This is a genomic window from Rhodococcus sp. NPDC056960 (genome assembly GCF_042674125.1).
Lineage (GTDB): Bacteria > Actinomycetota > Actinomycetes > Mycobacteriales > Mycobacteriaceae > Rhodococcus_F.
This window is the reverse complement of sequence record NZ_JBHURF010000016.1, coordinates 30,711-43,970: the sequence shown is the minus strand read 5'-3', so window position 1 is coordinate 43,970 and position 13,260 is coordinate 30,711. Positions and strand designations below refer to the sequence as shown.

The 13,260-nt window shown below is 67.0% G+C and carries 12 protein-coding genes; 7 read left to right on the top strand and 5 right to left on the bottom strand.

Features of this window, described 5'->3' with window-relative positions; translation table 11 throughout:
* Nucleotides 1–7: 7 nt before the first annotated feature.
* Nucleotides 8–991 carry an amino acid ABC transporter permease gene (locus tag ACFTWF_RS25070; protein WP_378463866.1) on the top strand — a complete coding sequence of 328 codons (984 nt, stop codon included), beginning with the start codon at nt 8–10 and terminating at the stop codon, nt 989–991.
* A complete protein-coding gene (locus ACFTWF_RS25065) occupies nt 988–1,749 on the top strand; it encodes an amino acid ABC transporter ATP-binding protein (RefSeq protein WP_378463865.1) in 762 nt (253 codons plus the stop codon). Before ACFTWF_RS25070 ends, ACFTWF_RS25065 begins: the two co-directional genes overlap by 4 nt.
* Nucleotides 1,750–1,788: 39 nt before the next feature.
* Here ACFTWF_RS25065 and ACFTWF_RS25060 read toward each other — a convergent pair whose 3' ends face one another.
* Nucleotides 1,789–2,682 carry a class I SAM-dependent methyltransferase gene (locus tag ACFTWF_RS25060; RefSeq protein ID WP_378463864.1) on the bottom strand — a complete coding sequence of 298 codons (894 nt, stop codon included), beginning with the start codon at nt 2,680–2,682 and terminating at the stop codon, nt 1,789–1,791.
* 249 nt (nt 2,683–2,931) lie between these two features.
* Between ACFTWF_RS25060 and rpsA the strand changes: the two genes are divergently transcribed.
* Nucleotides 2,932–4,416: a 30S ribosomal protein S1 gene (rpsA, locus tag ACFTWF_RS25055; protein ID WP_378463863.1), complete on the top strand. Its 1,485-nt coding sequence runs from the start codon at nt 2,932–2,934 to the stop codon at nt 4,414–4,416.
* Nucleotides 4,417–4,578: 162 nt separating this feature from the next.
* Here rpsA and ACFTWF_RS25050 read toward each other — a convergent pair whose 3' ends face one another.
* Complete coding sequence (locus ACFTWF_RS25050; protein ID WP_378463862.1) at nt 4,579–4,797, bottom strand: hypothetical protein; 219 nt, start codon at nt 4,795–4,797, stop codon at nt 4,579–4,581.
* Nucleotides 4,798–4,966: 169 nt separating this feature from the next.
* Here ACFTWF_RS25050 and coaE point away from each other — a divergent pair, with 169 nt between their 5' ends.
* Nucleotides 4,967–6,181 (top strand): dephospho-CoA kinase, encoded by a 1,215-nt coding sequence (coaE, locus tag ACFTWF_RS25045; protein ID WP_378463861.1) that lies wholly within the window; start codon nt 4,967–4,969, stop codon nt 6,179–6,181.
* Nucleotide 6,182: 1 nt separating this feature from the next.
* On the opposite strand, the gene ACFTWF_RS25040 is transcribed toward coaE, so the two are convergent.
* On the bottom strand, nt 6,183–6,701 hold the full coding sequence (locus tag ACFTWF_RS25040) for a DUF402 domain-containing protein (RefSeq protein WP_378463860.1): 519 nt from the start codon (nt 6,699–6,701) through the stop codon (nt 6,183–6,185).
* 78 nt (nt 6,702–6,779) lie between these two features.
* Between ACFTWF_RS25040 and uvrB the strand changes: the two genes are divergently transcribed.
* The 3 genes from uvrB to ACFTWF_RS25025 all read left to right on the top strand — a co-directional run bounded on the left by uvrB (nt 6,780) and on the right by ACFTWF_RS25025 (nt 10,501).
* Nucleotides 6,780–8,942: an excinuclease ABC subunit UvrB gene (gene uvrB, locus ACFTWF_RS25035; RefSeq protein WP_378463859.1), complete on the top strand. Its 2,163-nt coding sequence runs from the start codon at nt 6,780–6,782 to the stop codon at nt 8,940–8,942.
* Between the two features lie 46 nt (nt 8,943–8,988).
* Nucleotides 8,989–9,861, top strand: coding sequence for a hypothetical protein (locus tag ACFTWF_RS25030; RefSeq protein WP_378463858.1), 873 nt, complete (start codon nt 8,989–8,991; stop codon nt 9,859–9,861).
* Nucleotides 9,862–10,048: 187 nt separating this feature from the next.
* Nucleotides 10,049–10,501, top strand: a complete 453-nt coding sequence (locus tag ACFTWF_RS25025; RefSeq protein WP_005247414.1) for a universal stress protein — start codon at nt 10,049–10,051, stop codon at nt 10,499–10,501.
* 13 nt (nt 10,502–10,514) lie between these two features.
* Here the strand turns inward: ACFTWF_RS25025 and ACFTWF_RS25020 are convergent, their stop codons facing one another.
* Both ACFTWF_RS25020 and ACFTWF_RS25015 read right to left on the bottom strand, forming a co-directional pair.
* Entirely contained in the window at nt 10,515–10,901 is a 387-nt protein-coding gene (locus tag ACFTWF_RS25020) for a DUF732 domain-containing protein (protein WP_378463857.1), read from the bottom strand.
* Nucleotides 10,898–13,180, bottom strand: a complete 2,283-nt coding sequence (locus tag ACFTWF_RS25015) for a HelD family protein (protein ID WP_378463856.1) — start codon at nt 13,178–13,180, stop codon at nt 10,898–10,900. Before ACFTWF_RS25015 ends, ACFTWF_RS25020 begins: the two co-directional genes overlap by 4 nt.
* Between the last annotated feature and the right edge of the window lie 80 nt (nt 13,181–13,260).

The window sequence follows — 13,260 nt, the reverse complement described above, 5'->3', positions numbered from 1 at the left end:
GTCTGACGTGGAGAAGGCTTCGGACCGGTCCGGCACCGAGCCGGACCGGGAACCGGAACCGATCAAGGCGATCCCGTTGCGGCGACCCGGCCGGTGGATCGCCGCGATCGTCGTCGGTCTGCTGCTGGCGCTGTTCGTCAACGGTGCGCGCACCAACGAGGCGTACCGCTGGGACGTCTACGCCCGCTATCTGTTCGACGCACGAATCTCGGCTGCGGCGTGGAACACCATCCAGTTGACGATCCTGTCGATGGCCATCGCCATCGTGCTGGGTGTGATCCTCGCCGTGATGCGGCTGTCGCCGAACCCCGTGCTGAAGGCGGCGTCGTGGGGATACCTGTGGATCTTCCGCGGCACCCCGGTCTACGTGCAGTTGGTGTTCTGGGGACTGTTCCCCTCCATCTACAAACAGCTGGATCTGGGAATCCCGTTCGTCCACCAGTTCGTGCACATCGATCTGCAGGGAATCAACGCGGCGTTTCTGTTCGCGGTGATCGGACTGGGTCTCAACGAGGCCGCGTACATGGCCGAGATCGTCCGAGCCGGCGTGAACTCGGTGGCCGAGGGGCAGACGGAGGCGTCGGTGGCGCTCGGCATGACGTGGTCGCAGACCATGCGCCGCACGGTGCTGCCGCAGGCGATGCGGGTCATCATCCCGCCCACCGGCAACGAGTTGATCAGCATGCTGAAGACGACGTCGCTGGTCACCGCCGTGCCGTACAGCATGGAGTTGTACGGCCGTGCCAGAGATATCTCGGGCGCCAACTTCCAGCCCATCCCGCTGCTGATGGTGGCCGCCACCTGGTACCTCGCCATCACCAGCCTGCTCATGATCGGCCAGTTCTACTTGGAGCGCTACTACTCGAAGGGGGCGTCCCGCAAGCTCACCGCGCGGCAACTGCAGGCGCTCGCTGACGCGCAGGGCAAGCCCTTGGTGGTCGAACCGGGCCCCGAAACCTTGCCCGACACTCCCGGAGGGGAACGACGATGACGCCGATGGTCGTGGCGGACCGGGTCTGCAAGAACTTCGGGGCGTTGAAGGTGCTCAAGGGTGTGTCGCTGGAGATCGGTGCCGGCCAGGTCCTGTGCCTGGTCGGACCGTCCGGATCCGGGAAATCGACGTTCCTGCGGTGCATCAACCACCTCGAGCAGGTCAACGCTGGACGGTTGTACGTCGACGGCGAGATCGTCGGGTACTCCGAGCGGGGCGGCAAGCTGTACGAACTCCATCCGCGGGCGGCCGCGAAGCAACGCCGCGACATCGGGATGGTCTTCCAGCACTTCAACCTGTTCCCGCACCGGACGGCCCTCGAGAACATCATCGAGGCACCCATCCAGGTGAAGAAGCTGAGCAAGAAGAAGGCGCTCGAGCGGGGACGGGATCTCCTCGATCAGGTCGGCCTCAGTGAGAAGGCGGACGCCTACCCCGCGCAACTGTCGGGTGGCCAGCAGCAGCGCGTCGCGATCGCCCGCGCGCTCGCGATGGACCCGAAGCTGATGCTGTTCGACGAGCCGACGTCGGCCCTCGACCCGGAATTGGTCGGGGAGGTGCTCACCGTGATGAAGGATCTCGCAGCCGGCGGAATGACCATGGTCGTCGTCACCCATGAGATGGGCTTCGCCCGGGAGGTGGCCGACCAGTTGGTGTTCATGGACGGCGGCGTGGTCGTCGAGTCCGGCAATCCCCGGGAGCTGCTGGCCAATCCCCAGCACGACCGCACCAAGGCGTTCTTGTCGAAGCTCCTGTGATGGCCTTCGGCCCCGTGAGTACTTCTCAACCGCCCGCGGTTAAGAAGTACTCACGGGCTTGCGGCAGCTGAAGATGGCGGTGCCGGGGAAGATCTGTCCGCGCAGCGGGCTCCACTGCCCCCATTCGCGGTCGAGCCATTCGGGCCACTCCGGTTCGATGATGTCGCGCACCTCCAGTCCGGCCGCGACGATCTCGCGCACCCGGTCGCCGATGGTCCGGTGGTGTTCGACGTAGGTGGGGACGCCGTCGCCGTCGACCTCCACGTAGGGCGTGCGGTCGAAATAGGGGAGCGAGGCGGTCAGCCCGCGGGGGCCCGGATCGTCCGGGAAGATCCAGCGGATCGGGTGATTGACGGCGAACACCCACAGCCCGCCCGGGCGAAGTACGCGCGCGACCTCACGCATCACCTGCTGTGAGTCCGCCACGAACGGAACAGCGCCAAAAGCCGAACACGCGACGTCGAAGCTCGCGTCGGCGAAGGGGAGGTGTTCGGCTCCCGCATGCACGAGCGGCACCGTCGCACCGCCGGCCCGCATGGCCTCGACGCCGCGGGCCAGCATCGACATCGACAGGTCGAGGCCGACGGCCCGGGCGCCGCGGCCGGCCAGCCACCGCGCGCAGGGCGCGGAACCGCAGCCCACTTCGAGGACGTCCTTGCCCGCCACGTCACCGAGTAGGTGGTAATCGCCCTCATGAAGCCCTTCCGGGCACCAGACGAACTCGCCCTCGGCCGAGTCGACGCCGAGGAACTCGCCGTGCGTGCGGTGGTAGTCGTCGGCGTCCGCGTCCCACCAGGCACGGCTCGCGCGCTCACTGGATTCGGAATCGACGCGGACGCGGCTCACCCCGGTGGTCCCGAGGACGCTGTTGGCGATGCCGTGACGGTCGTCTTCGGGGGAGAGGGAAGAATCGGACGGGCGGGGATCGGACATGGGCAACAGAGTAGAGCGTGGGAGGGTGCCCGGGTTTGCCCAGCTTGCCCAGGGGCGCGTAGCCTATTGCACGCGAGTGTCTATGTGTGCGGCATCGGATCGGTTCAGTTCGAGTTCGTTCGGTTCCAGTCGGGTGTCGTTCATTGCGCTTGCGGTGATCTGATTCGGCGGGATTGTTTCGTCGGAGCAGGTTGCTTGTCCGACAGAACACCATCAACCGACCACAACCCGTCCGGAGCAACTCAACACATGCCCTCCACCACCGTGACCTCGCCGCAGGTAGCCGTCAACGACATCGGCTCCGCCGAGGACTTCCTCGCCGCCATCGACGCAACGATCAAGTACTTCAACGATGGCGACATCGTCGAAGGGACCATCGTCAAGGTCGATCGCGACGAGGTCCTGCTCGACATCGGTTACAAGACCGAAGGTGTCATCCCTTCCCGTGAGCTCTCCATCAAGCACGACGTCGACCCCAACGAGGTCGTCTCCGTGGGCGATGAGGTCGAAGCTCTCGTCCTCACCAAGGAGGACAAGGAAGGCCGACTGATCCTGTCGAAGAAGCGCGCTCAGTACGAGCGTGCCTGGGGCACCATCGAGGAGCTCAAGGAGAAGGACGAGGCCGTCAAGGGCACCGTCATCGAGGTCGTCAAGGGCGGCCTGATCCTCGACATCGGCCTGCGCGGCTTCCTTCCCGCTTCGCTCGTCGAGATGCGCCGTGTCCGCGACCTCCAGCCGTACGTCGGCAAGGAGATCGAGGCCAAGATCATCGAGCTCGACAAGAACCGCAACAACGTCGTCCTCTCGCGCCGCGCATGGCTCGAGCAGACGCAGTCCGAGGTTCGCAGCGAGTTCCTGCACCAGCTGCAGAAGGGCCAGGTCCGCAAGGGCGTCGTGTCCTCCATCGTCAACTTCGGTGCCTTCGTGGACCTGGGCGGCGTCGACGGCCTGGTGCACGTGTCCGAGCTGTCCTGGAAGCACATCGACCACCCGTCCGAGGTCGTCGAGGTCGGCACCGAGGTCACCGTCGAGGTTCTCGACGTCGACCTGGACCGCGAGCGCGTGTCGCTGTCGCTCAAGGCCACGCAGGAAGACCCGTGGCGTCAGTTCGCCCGCACGCACGCCATCGGCCAGATCGTGCCCGGCAAGGTCACGAAGCTGGTTCCGTTCGGTGCCTTCGTGCGCGTCGAAGAGGGAATCGAAGGCCTCGTCCACATCTCCGAGCTGGCCGAGCGCCACGTGGAGGTCCCGGACCAGGTTGTCGGCGTCAACGACGATGCACTCGTCAAGGTCATCGACATCGACCTCGAGCGTCGCCGGATCTCGCTGTCGCTGAAGCAGGCCAACGAGGACTACAACGCCGAGTTCGATCCGTCCAAGTACGGCATGGCGGACAGCTACGACGAGCAGGGCAACTACATCTTCCCCGAGGGCTTCGATGCCGAGACCAACGAATGGCTCGAGGGCTTCGACAAGCAGCGTGAAGAGTGGGAGAACCGCTACGCCGAGGCTGAGCGTCGCCACAAGATGCACACCGCTCAGATGGAGAAGACCGCTGCAGACGAGGCCGCCGAGGCTGCCACCGCTGCTGCCGGCTACTCCTCCGAGTCGGGTGCCGGCGACGCCGACGCCGCTTCGTCCTCCAGCTCCTCGTCGTCCGAGTCGGCCGGCGGATCGCTGGCCAGCGACGCACAGCTTGCCGCTCTGCGCGAGAAGCTGTCGGGCAACGCCTAGCAAGTCCGCCTGACTCGTCAGGCACAGTCGAAAACCCCGCTCCTGCACTGCAGGGGCGGGGTTTCGTCGTTTCAAGACCGATGTCGTTCCAAGGCTCTGGATATGACTGTGGCCCAACCTCTTCGGAGGTCGGGCCACAGTGCGTGGGTTGTGCTCGGGCGCTCAGTTCGCGGTGGCGGGAATCCAGTGACCCGACGAGGCCTGCACCTCGGTGCGCTTACGCATCGTCGCGAAGCTGTGCCTGCCCTGGCCGATGAGTGCCGTGAACCAGGTCCGGCGATGCTCGGCGAGCGCGGAGGCCACCTCGGGAATCTCGATGCAATGCACCCCACCTGCAATGCCGAGGCGGTGCCGACCGAACTGGTTGCGGTGATCGCGCATGGCGTTCCTCTTCTTCGAGAAGGTGCAGGTCGGTGCGTTCGCTCGAACATAACCGACCGTGTCGGACTTCTGTGGTATTTGGGGCTGGTGAGTCTGCCGGGAGGGATGTGGGCGATGATCGGCACGGGACGTGCGTGCTCGCTGCGCGGGGGATGCAACACTGGGGGACGTGTTGAGAATCGGCCTCACTGGAGGCATAGGAGCCGGTAAGTCCACCGTGTCGAAGGTCCTCGCGGAACTCGGGGCCGTGATCGTCGATGCCGATCTGATCGCGCGGGAGGTCGTCGAACCCGGAACGCCGGGCCTCGCGGCTCTCGTCGAGCGGTTCGGCCAGGAGATTCTGACCGCGGACGGGACGCTGGACCGGCCCGCGCTGGCGGCGCGCGCCTTCGCGGACGACGAATCCCGGCTGGCACTGAACTCGATAGTTCACCCGCTCGTCGGGGCGCGCACCGCGGAGATGATCGAGTCGGCGCCCAAGGACGCGATCCTCGTCCAGGACATTCCGCTGCTGGTCGAGGGCGGAATGGGCGCCGCGTTCCACCTGGTTGCTGTCGTGTTCGTCGACGCGGAGGAGCGGGTGCAGCGGCTCGTCGGGTCGCGGGGGATGCCCGAGTCCGACGCGCGGGCGCGGATCGCCGCGCAGGCGGACGACGATCAGCGGCGGGCCGCCGCCGACGTCTGGCTGGACAACAGTGGGGCCCCGGGAGCGCTCGAGCCGGAGATCCGCGCGCTGTGGTCGGATCGTCTCGTGCCGTTCGAATCGAATCTCCGGACGCGGACCGCGGTCCGGGTCCTGCCCGAGCTCGCGCCGCCGAATCCGCGGTGGCCGGCACAGGCGGACCGGTTGATCGCCCGGCTGGGTGTCGTCTGCGGCGACCGCGCCGTGCGGATCGACCACATCGGGTCGACCGCCGTCGAGGGACTGCCCGCCAAGGACGTCATCGACCTGCAGGTGACGGTGGCGAACCTGGACGCCGCGGATGCCCTCGCCGACTCACTCGCCGACGCCGGCTTCCCCCGCCTCGAGCACATCACTGCCGACGACCCCAAGCCCGCCTACCAGGGGGGCGAGACCGATCCGGCGTTGTGGGGTAAACGAATCCACGGCGGCGCCGATCCCGGTCGGCCGGTCAACGTCCACCTCCGCGTCGACGGGTGGCCGGGGCAGCAGTTCGCGCTCGTGTTCCGCGACTGGCTCCGCGCCGACGCCGACGTCCGCGCCGAATACCGCGAGATCAAGGAGGCCGCAGCGGAGAAGGCGGCCGCGCACACCGACTACCGCGACGCGATCACTGCCTACGTCGACGCGAAGACGCCGTGGTTCGACCGCGCGTACCACCGGGCGTGGGAGTGGGCCGAGCGGACCGGGTGGAGCGCGTAGGTCACCGCCAGTCGATCGGCATGCCGAGCGAAGCGAGCCACCGCCCGAGGTCGTGGCCGTGCGCGGCGATCCCGTCGATCGCCGCGGTCGCGGTGAGGATCGCCTGCTCGGCCGTTGCAGCGTCGAGCAGGCCGGTGCTGTGCGCTTGCATCAGTTCGTCGACGTCGAGGAGTTCGGTGTCGCGGCCGGTGCGGATCACCAGATCCAGATAGTGGTCCTCGGACTTCCACACGTCGTCGCCCCGGGTGAAGGTGCCGATGTCGACGTAGTGGTCCTGATCGCGCTGGTGGTAGGGGTGGTAGTGGAAGATCGACGCGCGCAGACCGAGGTCGGGGAGCAGCCACGACTCCAGGTAGTGGAACTGCCGGTGGTCGGAGGTGCGTGCCATGTACAGACCCCACGGCTCCACGCGGTAGTGGTCGACGTGGCGGACGAAACCCTTGGGGTCGGTGTTGGTGTGATCTCGTAGGTCGAAGTACTCGACCTTCGGTGGGTGGATGCCGTGACTCGCGCCTGCCATGGTGGGGAACCTACCGGGATTCTTCTGCCGACGGAGATCGACGGGGAGTTTGTCGGTACCTCGGCCTACCCTGGTTCCATGGCGTTTGCATCCGAGCACCCCGTGGTGGCACATTCCGAGTTCCGTCCCATCGGGGAGATCGAGCGGTCGGAAGCGCGCTTCGAGGTCGTCAGCGACCACAAACCGGCCGGTGACCAGCCGACGGCGATCGCGGACCTCGAACGGCGCATCAACGCCGGTGAGAAGGACGTGGTCCTGCTCGGTGCCACCGGTACCGGCAAATCCGCGACCACGGCGTGGCTGATCGAGAAGGTGCAGCGGCCCACGTTGGTGATGGCGCCCAACAAGACGCTCGCCGCGCAGTTGGCCAACGAGTTGCGCGACATGCTGCCCCACAACTCCGTCGAGTACTTCGTCTCGTACTACGACTACTACCAGCCCGAGGCGTACATCGCGCAGACCGACACCTACATCGAGAAGGACTCGTCGATCAACGACGACGTCGAGCGGTTGCGGCACTCGGCCACGTCGAGCCTGCTGTCGCGGCGGGACGTGGTCGTGGTGGCGTCCGTGTCCTGCATCTACGGTCTCGGCACCCCGCAGTCGTACCTCGACCGTTCGGTGCAGCTCGAGGTCGGTGTGGAGGTGCCGCGCGACGCCCTGTTGAGGCTGCTGGTCGACGTGCAGTACAACCGCAACGACGTGGCGTTCACCCGCGGATCATTCCGGGTGCGCGGTGACACGGTCGAGATCATCCCCTCGTACGAGGAATTGGCGGTACGCATCGAGTTCTTCGGCGACGAGATCGAGGCGCTGTACTACCTGCACCCCCTCACCGGGGACGTCGTGCGGCAGGTCGACTCGGTGCGCATCTTTCCGGCCACGCACTACGTCGCCGGTCCCGAACGGATGGAACGCGCCGTCAAGGACATCGAAGCGGAACTCGAGGAGCGGCTGGCCGACCTAGAGAACAAGGGCAAGCTTCTCGAGGCGCAGCGGCTGCGGATGCGCACCCAGTACGACCTCGAGATGATCAAGCAGGTCGGGTTCTGTTCCGGCATCGAGAACTACTCGCGTCACATCGACGGTCGTGGTCCGGGCACGGCGCCCGCGACGCTCATCGACTACTTCCCGGAGGACTTCCTCCTGGTCATCGACGAGTCCCACGTGACGGTTCCGCAGATCGGTGCGATGTACGAGGGGGACATGTCGCGCAAGCGCAACCTCGTGGAGTTCGGGTTCCGGTTGCCGTCCGCCACCGACAACCGTCCGCTGACGTGGGAGGAGTTCACCCAGCGCATCGGGCAGACGGTGTACCTGTCGGCCACACCGGGCAAGTACGAGCTGGGGCAGGCCGGCGGCGAATTCGTCGAACAGGTCATCCGCCCGACGGGTCTCGTCGATCCCGAGGTGGTGGTCAAACCGACCAAGGGGCAGATCGACGATCTGGTGCACGAGATCCGCGAGCGCGCCGACCGCGACGAGCGTGTCCTCGTCACCACCTTGACGAAGAAGATGGCGGAAGACCTCACCGACTACCTCCTCGAGCTGGGCATCCGGGTGCGGTATCTGCACTCGGACATCGACACGCTGCGACGCGTCGAACTGCTCCGGCAACTCCGGCTGGGGGAGTACGACGTCCTGGTGGGTATCAACCTGCTACGTGAGGGTCTCGACCTTCCCGAGGTGTCGTTGGTCGCCATCCTCGACGCCGACAAGGAGGGCTTCCTCCGCAGCTCGACGAGCCTCATCCAGACCATCGGTCGCGCGGCTCGTAACGTCTCCGGCCAGGTCCACATGTACGCCGACAAGATCACCGACTCGATGCAGCACGCGATCGAGGAGACGGAGCGGCGCCGCGAGAAGCAGGTGGCCTACAACGAGAAGATGGGTGTCGATCCGCAGCCGCTGCGGAAGAAGATCGCCGACATCCTCGACCAGGTGTACGAGGAAGCGGACGACACGGCGAGCGGCGTCGAGGTCGGTGGGTCGGGGCGCAACGCCACCCGCGGTCGCCGCGCCCAGGGCGAGGCGGGACGCTCGGTCAGCGCCGGCGTGTACGAGGGCCGTGACACCAAGTCGATGCCCAGGGCGGAGTTGGCGGATCTGGTCAAGCAGTTGACCGATCAGATGATGAACGCGGCCCGCGATCTGCAGTTCGAACTCGCCGGGCGACTGCGTGACGAGATCGCCGATCTGAAGAAGGAACTGCGAGGCATGGATGCGGCGGGCCTGAAGTAGCCGCGGGTCTGAAACAGCTGGGACCCGAGGCAGTACGGTCGCAAGTATGGATGCACACACCGCAGGTCGCACGGCTCGGTCCTTGGAGTTACTCCATTCGCTGAGTTATTTCGTTCCCGAGGTCGAGGAGCGCCTGGTCGAGGCGGGTCTGGAACCGGGACGGATGGGCTATTTCGCGGGTCGTTCCGCGCCGATGGGCGCGGTCGGTGCGAGCGTCGTCACTGCCACGTTCTTCAACTTCAGTCCGGCCGTGATCAAGTCGGTCGTTCCGCGCGCCTGGGATCTGGCCACTCCCGCGGCCGTCGTCGAGGCGCGGTACCGGGCGGTCGGGGAGGCGTACGTTCGACTGCTCGGTGAGTCGGTGACCGATTCACCGGAGATGGCTGAGGCAGCCGAACTCGCATCGATTGCGGCACGGGGCATCCCGGGTGTCGAGGGCCGGCCGCTGTATGCGGGATACGCGGATGTGGAGTGGCCGGACACACCACATCTCGCGTTCTGGCATGCGCTTACCTTGCTGCGCGAGTACCGCGGCGACGGTCACGTCGCCGCCCTGCAGACGGCGGGCCTGAGCGGACTCGAATCGCTGATCACGCACATCGCCACAGGATTCGGATTCCAGAAGAAGTTCGCGATCACCCGCCGCGCCTGGACCCAGGATCAGTGGGATTCGGCGTGCGACGGCCTGCGAGACCGGGAGATCCTGGACGCCCGGGGCGAACTCACCGCGGACGGCAAGGAACTGCGGGAACTGGTCGAGGATCTCACCGACGATCTGGCGCTGGCTCCGTGGGCCGCGCTGGGCGAGGACGGGGCGGCCAGGCTCGTCGAACTCGCGTCCCCGTGGCGTGACGTGATCGTTGCCGACGGGGTGTTCCCCGCCGGCGTGTTCGGTCCCAAGGTCCGCACGTCACGCTGACGCCGATCACAGCCTGTACGCACCCGGAATGTGATCCGTCATGCACTGGGGGCATCCCTTGTGGCGTGTGCTGCAAATGCACCTATGCGGGCACCGATACCGCTAGGGTCAGCGCAGTGGCTGCTGGGTCCAGGCACGACGTGCGTCTGACCCCGGCCAATCGACCACCGCAGACATGGAGGATTGAATGAGCGCCTACCGGACCGTTGTCGTCGGAACCGATGGCTCGGAGTCGTCGTTTCTGGCCGTCGAGAAGGCCGCCGCGATCGCGGGGGACGCCGGTGCCAAGCTGATCATCGCCTGCGCGTACTACCCGGCCGACCCGAAGGACGTCGGGCAGGCCGCCGACGCTCTCGGTGATGAGGCATACCAGATCACCGGTTCGGCCCCGACCTACGAGATCCTGCGCACCGCAAAGGAGCGTGCCCACGCCGCCGGCGCCAAGGAGGTCGTGGAACGTGCCGTCGTCGGTGCCCCTGTCGAATCGCTGCTGAACCTGGTCGACGAGGTCGAGGCCGGCCTGCTGGTGATCGGCAACCGTGGACTCAACACCCTCACGGGGCGACTCCTGGGCTCGGTGCCGTCCGATGCCGCGCGCAAGTCCACGTCCGACGTCCTCATCGTTCACACGGTGCGCTGACGAAACGAGAAGATCAGCAGTAATTCGCCTCGGCGGCATCGAGATAGACCTGCGCCACCTGTTCGGTGGTGAGGCCGTTCTCGGATGTCGCCGAGGCGAACTGCGCCATCGGGGTCAGGTGCGCGAGGATGGTCGCCTCGTCGGTGCCTCGAGACAGCTGGCCGCAGATCCCGTTCGCCAGAGCCATGATCGTGTCGTCGGGTAGCGGCGGGATCCCGGCGTCGGTCAACGACTCCTTGTAGCGCTGACCGCGGGCGTCCAGATGCGACGCCGCGGTGGTGGAGGCAGCCGGAGCCGGCGAAGGCGGATCCGAGGCGACCGCCTCCGAACACGCCGTCAACGCGACCGTGGCGAGGACGAGTCCGCACCCGACCAGCCGGGCCCGGCCGCCCGGCGTCACGACTGGGTCCCGGCCTCGGCCGGAGCGAGAGCGGTCAATACCTCGGGCAACGGCGCGGAGTGCACCACACCGAGTCGTTGCGTCGCGCGGGTCAGGGCCACGTACAGATCATTCATGCCCCGCGGCGACTCGTCCAGGATGTCCTGCGGCTCGGCGATGAGGACCGAGTCGAATTCCAATCCCTTCACATCCCGCACCGTCAGCACACTGACGGAGTCGGATCGGAGGTCGGCGAGGGCCGCGACAAGGTGGTGGCCCCCGATCACGACAGTGGTGCCCGGTCCGGTTTCCCGGGACACACAGGTCCGCACGGCATCGGCGAGGTCGTCCTCGGAGACCCGCAGAGCCCACGGCGCGAAGCCGGATTCGCGGACCGAGCGCGGTACGGTCTGTTCGGCGTCGATCTCGGCGAGAACCCGCCGTGCCGTCGTCATGATCTCCGCCGGTGTGCGGTAGTTGACGGTCAGTTCCGTCAGCTTCCACCGTTTCGCCACGTACGGCTCCAGGATGCGCTGCCACGACGACGTACCCGCCGGGTCGCCGGTCTGCGCCGTGTCCCCGACGAGTGTCATCCACCGATTCGGTATGCGGCGCATGAGCATTCGCCAGGCCATCTCCGAGAGTTCCTGCGCCTCGTCGACGATCACATGACCGTAGGTCCACGTGCGATCACCCGCGGCGCGCTCCGCGGTGGTCTGGTGCTGCCCCACGTCGTGGCGCTCGGCGAGCTGGCCGGCGTCGATCAGGTCGTAGGCCATCAGGATCTCGGGGTCAAGCTCGTCCTCGAGGTCCTGTGGCGCCGAACCCGTCAGGATGTCCAGAGCGCCCTGGGCATCCGCGATCTGCGCCCGCCATTGGCGGCGGGCGCGCTCCCGTTCCGCGGTGTCGTCGACGCCGAGCAGTTCCGCCAGTTCGTCGAGAAGCGGCGCGTCGGCGGCGCTGAAGCCGCGCATGACGGGGCGGCGCAACGACTCACGTTGCGCGTCGGTCAGATTCGGGGCGGCATCGAGCAACCGATTCGGCGAGGCGTACAGCTCGGCGAGGACCTGCTGCGGCGACAGCTGCGGCCACAGCGCGCTGATCGCCGTCATGATCTCCGGGTCCTCACGCATCTCGTCGCGCATGTCGGCGATGTCGTCCCGGCTCAGCAGGTTGCCGCCGTCGACGACGTTGGCACCCAAGGTGTCCGCGAGTTGCTGGGCGAGCGCCTCGATGACGGCCGAGACGAAGATGGGGCGGGCCAGGTTGTGGGGGCGTCGCGACGACCGCGCACGGCCCCGGGCGCGAGTGACGACCTTACGGTCGAGGGTGATCCGGTAGGTGTCGAACGTCAGCTCGACCGGTCGCGACGGCACTTCCTGCCGATCCCGGACCGCCTTCTTGAGGACGTCCAGCATGTCGAGGGAGCCCTTGACCTCGCCGGCCTCGAGACTGTCCTCGATGGTGGCGCGAACCCCGGGGTACAGATCGCCGATGGTCGACAGCAGCACACCCGTCTCACCGAGCGACGGCAGCACCTGGCCGATGTAGTCGAGGAAGGTGGCATTGGGACCGATGATCAGGACGCCGGCCTTCGCAAGCTGCTGGCGGTAGGTGTACAGCAGGTAGGCGGCGCGGTGCAACGCGACGGCGGTCTTGCCGGTCCCGGGACCGCCCTGGACCACGAGCACGCTCTTGTGCTCGGACCGGATGATCGCGTCCTGCTCACCCTGGATCGTCTCGACGATGTCGTTCATCTGGCCGGTGCGGGCCGCGTTCAATGCCGCGAGCAGCGCGCTCTCACCGGCCACGCCGTCCGAGCCGGTGACGGTGCCCGCGGCCTCCGCGGCCGCCAGATCGAGGTACTCGTCGTTGACGGCCGTCACCCGGCGGCTGCGGGTGCGGATGTGCCGTCGACGGGAGACGCCGTCGGGCGCTGCCGGGGTGGCGAGGTAGAACGGGCGGGCAAGGGGCGCACGCCAATCGAGGAGCATCGTCTCGTAGTCGTTCTCCTCGTCGAGGATCCCGAGCCGGCCGATGTAGCGGTGTTCGCCGTCGAGGTCGATGCGCCCGAAGCAGAGCCCGTTCTCGGCGGCGTCGTACTTCGCGAGGTCTTCGGTGTACAGCTGGTTGAACGACTCCCGCTCGCTGCGGGCCTGCGGCGTCCCTCCGGTTTCGAGCAGTACACGGCTCAGCCGATTCGCCGCGTACTGGCGGAGTCCGTCCAGTCGGGTGTAGAGCATCGTCACGTACTGCTGCTCGAGCTCGCGCTCGTCGCGTGACGTGTCCTCGTCGGGCAAGAGGTCTCCTTGACTGGTTCGGCTGCAACCGGATCGGCTGCAAAAGTGCCTGGACAGTCTAGTCGGCCCCGGAGGCATGC

What these genes read in the sequence shown, in the direction of transcription:
- ACFTWF_RS25060 (WP_378463864.1), bottom strand. Translation starts at nt 2,682, where the DNA reads ATGTCCGATCCCCGCCCGTCCGATTCTTCCCTCTCCCCCGAAGACGAC.
- ACFTWF_RS25040 (WP_378463860.1), bottom strand. Translation starts at nt 6,701, where the DNA reads ATGGCAGGCGCGAGTCACGGCATCCACCCACCGAAGGTCGAGTACTTC.
- ACFTWF_RS25025 (WP_005247414.1), top strand. Translation starts at nt 10,049, where the DNA reads ATGAGCGCCTACCGGACCGTTGTCGTCGGAACCGATGGCTCGGAGTCG.
- ACFTWF_RS25065 (WP_378463865.1), top strand. Translation starts at nt 988, where the DNA reads ATGACGCCGATGGTCGTGGCGGACCGGGTCTGCAAGAACTTCGGGGCG.
- rpsA (WP_378463863.1), top strand. Translation starts at nt 2,932, where the DNA reads ATGCCCTCCACCACCGTGACCTCGCCGCAGGTAGCCGTCAACGACATC.
- ACFTWF_RS25030 (WP_378463858.1), top strand. Translation starts at nt 8,989, where the DNA reads ATGGATGCACACACCGCAGGTCGCACGGCTCGGTCCTTGGAGTTACTC.
- uvrB (WP_378463859.1), top strand. Translation starts at nt 6,780, where the DNA reads ATGGCGTTTGCATCCGAGCACCCCGTGGTGGCACATTCCGAGTTCCGT.
- ACFTWF_RS25050 (WP_378463862.1), bottom strand. Translation starts at nt 4,797, where the DNA reads ATGCGCGATCACCGCAACCAGTTCGGTCGGCACCGCCTCGGCATTGCA.